This is a genomic window from Marinobacter sp. C7, assembly GCF_022343555.1.
GTDB lineage: Bacteria > Pseudomonadota > Gammaproteobacteria > Pseudomonadales > Oleiphilaceae > Marinobacter.
On the sequence record NZ_JAKQZH010000001.1, the window covers coordinates 2,145,838 to 2,152,396 of the forward strand.

The 6,559-nt window shown below is 58.6% G+C and carries 3 protein-coding genes and 1 rRNA gene; 3 read left to right on the forward strand and 1 reads right to left on the reverse strand.

The window, feature by feature from the left end; translation table 11 throughout:
* Positions 1–4: 4 nt before the first annotated feature.
* From MD273_RS09930 to MD273_RS09940, 3 genes are all read left to right on the forward strand, one after another.
* On the forward strand, positions 5–1,771 hold the full coding sequence (locus MD273_RS09930) for a sodium:solute symporter family protein (RefSeq protein WP_239037571.1): 1,767 nt from the start codon (positions 5–7) through the stop codon (positions 1,769–1,771).
* A gap of 97 nt (positions 1,772–1,868) precedes the next feature.
* Positions 1,869–2,375 carry a surface-adhesin E family protein gene (locus MD273_RS09935; protein WP_239037572.1) on the forward strand — a complete coding sequence of 169 codons (507 nt, stop codon included), beginning with the start codon at positions 1,869–1,871 and terminating at the stop codon, positions 2,373–2,375.
* 51 nt (positions 2,376–2,426) lie between these two features.
* On the forward strand, positions 2,427–5,942 hold the full coding sequence (locus MD273_RS09940) for a hybrid sensor histidine kinase/response regulator (RefSeq protein WP_239037573.1): 3,516 nt from the start codon (positions 2,427–2,429) through the stop codon (positions 5,940–5,942).
* A gap of 368 nt (positions 5,943–6,310) precedes the next feature.
* Here the strand turns inward: MD273_RS09940 and rrf are convergent.
* A 5S ribosomal RNA gene (gene rrf, locus MD273_RS09945) occupies positions 6,311–6,425 on the reverse strand.
* Positions 6,426–6,559 lie beyond the last annotated feature (134 nt).

Below are 6,559 nucleotides of genomic sequence, written 5' to 3' on the forward strand. Positions count from 1 at the left end.
ACGAATGAGCCAATTTGCAATCAACATTCTATTCGTAGGGGGCTCGTTCCTCCTCTACATCCTGATTGCTATCTGGGCGAAAGCCGGTAGCACCAAGGACTTCTACGTTGCCGGCGGCGGCGTTCACCCGGTCACCAACGGTATGGCGATCGGTGCAGACTGGATGTCAGCGGCATCTTTCATCTCCATGGCGGGCCTGATTGCCGCCGGTGGTTATGCCAACTCCACGTTCCTCATGGGCTGGACTGGCGGTTACGTGCTGCTGGCCATGCTGCTGGCGCCTTACCTGCGTAAGTTCGGCAAGTTCACCGTGCCGGAGTTCATCGGCGACCGCTTCTACAGCAAGAACGCACGCCTGGTAGCGGTCATCTGCCTGATCGTCGCTTCCGTGACCTATGTAATCGGCCAGATGGCCGGTGCCGGTGTTGCCTTCTCCCGCTTCCTGGAGGTTGATTCAACCCTGGGTCTGATCATTGCCGCGGTTGTGGTATTCATGTACGCCGTTATGGGTGGCATGAAGGGCATCACCTACACCCAGGTGGCCCAGTACTGCGTACTGATCATCGCCTACACCATCCCGGCTGTGTTCATCTCCCTGCAGCTGACCGGCAACCCGCTGCCTCCGCTGGGCCTGTTCTCGACCCACGCTGACTCCGGCATGCCGATCCTGGAGAAGCTGAACCAGGTCATCACCGACCTCGGCTTCAACTCCTACACCGCCGACATCGACAACAAGCTGAACATGGTTCTGTTCACCCTGTCCCTGATGATCGGTACTGCAGGTCTGCCGCACGTTATCATCCGGTTCTTCACCGTACCGAAGGTTGCCGACGCGCGCTGGTCAGCCGGCTGGGCCCTGGTCTTCATCGCCCTGCTGTACCTGACCGCTCCGGCCGTTGCTTCCATGGCTCGACTGAACCTGATGACCACCATCTACCCGGATGGCACTGACGCTGCTCCGATCCTGTATGAAGAGCGTCCGAACTGGGTCAAGGAGTGGGAAGTTACCGGTCTTATCCAGTTCGAGGACAAGAACAACGACGGTCGCATCCAGCACTACAACGCCAGCGAATCCTTCCAGCCTGAAGCGGAAGCGCGTGGCTGGGCTGGCAACGAGCTGACCGTTAACCGGGACATCCTGGTACTGGCCAACCCGGAAATCGCCAACCTGCCTGGCTGGGTAATCGGCCTGATTGCCGCCGGTGGTCTGGCAGCGGCACTGTCCACAGCGGCAGGTCTGTTGCTGGCGATATCCTCTGCGGTGAGTCACGACCTGATCAAGGGTTCCATTAACCCGAATATCACGGAAAAAGGCGAACTGCTGGCAGCCCGGATCTCCATGGCTGTTGCGATCGTGGTGGCCACCTGGCTTGGTGCCAACCCGCCCGGCTTCGCGGCACAGGTAGTAGCTCTGGCGTTCGGTATCGCCGCGGCCTCCCTGTTCCCGGCGCTGATGATGGGTATCTTCTCCAAGCGTGTAAACAACACTGGCGCCATCGCCGGTATGCTGTGCGGTCTGGCCTTCACCCTGGTATACATCTTCGTGTACAAGGGCTGGCTGTTCATCCCGGGCACCAACAACCTGCCGGATACCCCCGAGAACTGGGTACTGGGCATCTCCCCGCTGTCCATCGGTGCGGTTGGTGCAATCGTCAACTTTGCGGTAGCCTTCGTTGTATCCAACGCAACTGAAGAACCGCCCGTTGAGATTCAGGAGCTGGTTGAAAGCGTCCGTTACCCGCGTGGTGCCGGTCAGGCTCAAGACCACTAAGCAACAACTCAACCTGATTCATTCGATGAATTGACAGGTTGATACTGGACGGGCTTCCTCATCGAGGGAGCCCGTTCTTTTTTGAGGAAGTAGATTTATGTTCTGGACCTTTATCGCCACTGTCTTTTGCGGCCTTGGCGCGGCCGGTATTGCCCTGGGTATCCGCGCCATTACCCGCAATAAGGCCCCCCGCTGGCTCATCCCGGTATTCGCCGGCGCCGGCATGCTCGGCTATCTCATCTATGGCGAGTACACCTGGTACGATCACAAGCAGTCCCTGCTGCCCGATGAGGCGGTAATTGTCGGTACCGAGAGTGACGGTATACTCTGGCGCCCATGGACCTTCGTGTTCCCCTACGTCACAGCCTTCTCCACCGTGGATGTGGAGAGCATCACCCGGGATACAGACAACCCGGACATCGTGCGCTTTACCCTGTACCGCTTCGAACAAAAGATGACCGACGCGGTCTCCCATCGGGTTCACATCATCAACTGCGAGAGCCATGAGCTGGTTCCGCTGGGCTCTGATGGAAAGCCCCGGGTGGACAATATGAAGGTCCTTGAATCCGGTAACCCGCTGTTTCAGACCGTCTGCGCAGGCTGACCGGAGGTTTGAACCAGGGATTCCAAGCTGTTTTAACGAGAAGAGCGTTTCATGATTAGCGCCTGGCTGCTGGTATTAATCTCGATTACCTACATTTCCATCCTGTTTGTCATCGCCTGGGCCGGTGACAAACACCCGGGACTTTACCGAAAGCGCCTGGCGCGAACCCACATCTACGCCCTTTCCCTGGCCGTCTACTTTACCTCCTGGACCTTCTACGGCGCCGTTGGCCGCGCCACCCAGGAAGGCCTCGGCTTCCTGCCGATCTATCTCGGTCCCTTGCTGGTGTTCATTTTCGGAGCGCCATTGCTCCGGCGCATTATCTACATCAGTAAACGCAACAACAGTACCTCGATCGCCGACTTTATTGCCTCCCGGTACGGCAAATCCCAACTACTGGCGGCCATGATCGCCACCTTTGCCCTGATCGGCAGCGTGCCCTACATCGCCCTGCAACTGAAAGCGATCGCCATGGGCTTTAACGTGCTGTCCGAGAGCGGCACCGGTTACCGGGAACTCAGTTCCGCAGCCTGGAACGACTCGGCGTGGTACATCACCCTCGCCCTGGCGGTCTTCACCGTGCTGTTCGGTACCCGACACCTGGAATCCACCGAACATCACCGGGGCATGATCCAGGCGGTCGCCTTTGAATCCCTGATAAAACTGATCGCTTTTGTTGCTGTCGGCCTGTTCGTAGGTTTCGGCCTGTTCAACGGCTTCGGTGATCTGCTTGGCCAGGTCCGGGCCGCAGACCTGACCGGGGCACTGACAACAGACGGCCTGGAAGCCCCTGCATTTATTACCCAGACCCTTGTGGCGATGCTGGCCATCATCTGCCTGCCACGACAGTTCCATGTCATGGTGGTGGAGAATACCGATCACCGGGACTTTGAGGTGGCGCGCTGGGCAATGCCTATTTATCTGGTGGTCGCCAGCGCCTTTGTGTTGCCCATCGCCGCTGCCGGCCTCTTGTCGCCCAGCACAATCCTGGGCAATCCGGACGTTCTTATCCTCCAGCTACCTATCCTTGCCGGTGAGGAGTGGCTGGCAATCCTGGTATTTCTCGGCGGCGGTTCAGCAGCCGCGGCAATGGTTATCGTCTGCTCGGTAGCGATCGCCACCATGGTCAGCAACGAAATCATCATGCCGGCGTTGCTGAAATTCTTCCGTCCCGGCATGAACCGCCGCACGGACCTCAGCTACCTGCTGCTCAGTATCCGCCGGGTGGCGATCTTTGTGGTTCTGCTGACCGCCTATGGCTTCTACCGGATGGCCGGGGAAGACTACAGCCTGACGGCGTTTGGTTTGCTGTCGTTTGCCGCAGCGGCGCAGTTCGGCCCGGCACTGGTCGGTGGCATCATCTGGCGCCGGGGGAATTACATGGGCGCGGTCTGGGGCCTGGCTCTGGGCTTCCTGATGTGGTGTTACACCCTGCTTCTGCCCGCCCTGGCGACCACTGGCTGGGTCGCCGACAACCTGATCAACAACGGCCTGTGGGGCCTCAGCTGGACCCGCCCCACAGCCCTGTTCGGCTCCAACCTCGACCAGATCAGCCATGGCATTATCTGGAGCCTGGGCATCAACACGGTAACCTACATCGTTTTCTCCATGCTGACCCGTCAACGGGTACGGGAAAAAATACAGATCGCGTCGTTTTTCCATGACCCCCAGCCAAAGGCAGAGACCGCCCATCACCAGAGTTGGCAGGGCGAGATCCTGATTTCGGACCTCCAGGCCCTGACCGACCGCTTCATGGGAGAGGAGAGGTCGGAAACCATCTTCAGAAATTACGAGCGTCGTAACGCCATTCGCCTGCATCCGCACCGACCCGCCTCCACCCACCTGATGAAATACATCGAGCGCCAACTGGCCTCGGTGATAGGTGCCTCTACGGCCCGAGTGGTACTGGAATCCACGCTCACCGGCCGGGACATGCAGATCGAGGATGTCGTCAGTATCGTCGATGAAGCGTCACAGGCCATGACCTTCAGCCGGGAACTGCTGCAATCGGCTATCGAAAACATAAGCCTTGGCGTCTCGGTGGTAAACCACCAGCAGCAACTGGTGGTCTGGAACCATCGGTACCTTGAGCTGTTCAATTACCCCAAAGGCTTTGTCCGGGTTGGCCGACCGGTGGAAGACCTGATGCGTTATAACCTTACCAACGCCAATCATTCCGCCCGGCGAATCGATGAGATCATCGCCGACCGCTGTAACAGCATGCGCGAAGGCAAGCCGATGTCCTATGAGCGCCAACGCCCGGACGGTACGGTCCTCCGGATCGACGGAAGCCCCATCCCGGGTGGTGGCTACGTAACGACCTTCCAGGACATCACCGCGATGCGTCGCACCGAGCAGGCGCTGAAAGAGACCAACATCTACCTGGAACAGCGCGTCAAGGAGCGTACCCAGGAGCTTCAGGTCATCAACGAACAGATGCTCAAGGCGAAATCCGTTGCCGAGCAGGCCAACCAGAGCAAGACCCGCTTCCTGGCTTCAGCCAGTCACGACCTCTTGCAGCCCCTGAATGCTGCCAGGCTGTTCACCTCTGCCCTTGCCGGCAAGGCGAATGATGGCGAGACAAGGGAGCTGGTCGACCATATCGACAGTTCCCTCGGTGCAGCGGAAGAGATTATCAGTACGCTGCTCGACATATCGAAACTCGATGCCGGCGCCCTGGAGCCGGATATCGCGGTATTCCCGGTCAACGATCTTCTGCGCCATCTGGCGACCGATTTCACGGCGATCGCAAAGGAGCAGGACCTGGAACTGCATGTCGTGCCGAGCTCGGCCTGGGTAAGATCGGATGCCAAACTCCTGCGCCGGGTGGTTCAGAACTTCCTGTCCAACGCAATCCGCTACACCCCCAGTGGCAAGATCCTGATGGGATGCCGGCGGCTGAAGGGCTACATCCGGATCGAAGTATGGGACACCGGCCCCGGCATTCCGGAAGACCAGCTGGCCCAGATCTTTGAAGAGTTTCGGCGCTTCCAGCATGGGCGGGACAAGAAAGGCCTCGGGCTGGGACTGGCCATCGTCGACCGGATCAGCGGCATGCTCAACCATCCGGTCAGTGTCCATTCAGTGCAGGGCCGTGGAAGTGTCTTTGGAATTACCGTGCCCTCGGCCGCTCCGGAACAGACCCAGCAGAGCACCAAGCCTTCCTCCGGCTCAAGACGGGTATCGAGCCTGGGTGGCCTGCAGGTGCTGTGTATCGACAATGATCCCACGATTCTTCAGGGCATGACTGCACTGCTGGGGAACTGGCAATGCGAAATCACCGCGGCTGAGAGTCTTGAGGACGCGCTGGAAAAACTCGATGGCCAGCAGCCGGACATCATTCTCGCCGACTACCAGCTGGACGATAACCGCAACGGCCTGGATGCGATGGACAGCATCAGAGCGGAAATCAGTGAAGATATCCCCGGGATACTGATCACCGGCTATATGGCCCCTGAAGTTCGCGAGGATGCCATCGAGAGGGGCTATCAGATTCTTTATAAACCGGTGAAGCCTGCGGCCTTGAGAGCGATGGTGAACAAGCAGTTGAAGCAGAAGCGGGGGTGATGGGCGACTCCCCTTTCGGTGGGTTTCTCGCGTGCATAGAAAACCCCGGTGCCTGATGGGCACCGGGGTTTTGTTTTGTGTAAAGACAAGCAGTAATAAGTGCCTGGATAGATAGTGGGGAGTGCGAAGAAGTCGATCGTTAGGCTCTGCTGCCAAGTCGCGATTATTGCTGGGTGTTGGCCTCGGGCAGTGCTTCGCACTGCAGACGATGACCCGGAGCACCCCGAGACGGGGTGCTCGTCCTTACCTGAGCGAGCGATGCTCGCTCTGCCTTCGGCACCGGTGCGGACACTCTCGTAGGTCATCTCTTTCTTGCAGCTAATAAAAAACCCCCAACGGCGAAGCCGCTGGGGGTTTTGGTATTAGGAGCCTGACGATGACCTACTCTCGCATGGGCCATGCCACACTACCATCGGCGCTGGTCTGTTTCACTTCTGAGTTCGGGATGGGATCAGGTGGTTCCAGACCGCTATGGTCGTCAGGCAAAACGGTTGATCACTGGGGGACGGGATAGAACAGTCAGTTGGACTGACAGTGATGTTTGATTTCTGGAGCTTTCGCTCTGCGTTATCCGCAATTGTCTTGGGTGTTATATAGTCAAGCCGCACGAGCAATTA